Below are 670 nucleotides of genomic sequence, written 5' to 3' on the forward strand. Positions count from 1 at the left end.
CGCCTTCTCGAAAAAGCATATACCAGATGATGATACAGGCCACAGTTGCAGTTTTGCCAACGCCCTGCCCAGATCGGACTGAGGTTCTCTTGTTATCCCTGACAGAAAGCATGATCTTTATCTGCTTATTATCTGGATAGAAATTAAGAACATCTTCCGAAAAGGCTACGGGATCATCATAGTAAAGATCAATGAGCTCATTAAAATCAATCGACTCAACCTTTTGCTGTGCAGAATTTAGGTTGACCCCTTCCAACTCTACGAGATCTAACGTATCTTTCCCAATCAGATCTAATGCTTCTAGAAAACGATTAAGAGGATCCATGTTTCATCTTCCTCTCTTGCATCTTCTGTCGCAGAGCATCCACATGCTCATTGCCTTTGCTTTCCCCTTTAGCCTTTTCCATATCAAACAGCAATCTGGCTTTGCTTAAATTTAATTTTTCAAGTTCAATGCTTCGAGTTACCTCAATGCTATGTTTAAGGGCAATAGCACGAGTCTTTTTATCTTGTACTCGAGTGAGCGCATCTTCGTGCTTAAGAATATCATCAATCGTACGATATTCTGTTTCAGTGATTTCTGTAACTACCATATTAGCTTCTGGAATCATAAGCACTTTACTAGTTCCATCTTTTTCACTATAGACTTCCATCGGCTTTTTCTGGATCT

Annotated in this window: 1 protein-coding gene and 1 pseudogene; both read right to left on the reverse strand. The window is 39.9% G+C overall.

What is annotated here, in order from left to right; all coding sequences use genetic code 11:
- Positions 1-325 (reverse strand): annotated as a pseudogene (locus tag LMF89_RS25455) (hypothetical protein); the annotation flags it as partial.
- Entirely contained in the window at positions 312-668 is a 357-nt protein-coding gene (locus LMF89_RS25460; RefSeq protein ID WP_229537597.1) for a hypothetical protein, read from the reverse strand. The pseudogene LMF89_RS25455 and the gene LMF89_RS25460, both read right to left, overlap by 14 nt.
- Positions 669-670: the final 2 nt, after the last annotated feature.

The organism is Pelosinus baikalensis (assembly GCF_020819555.1).
Lineage (GTDB): Bacteria > Bacillota > Negativicutes > DSM-13327 > DSM-13327 > Pelosinus > Pelosinus baikalensis.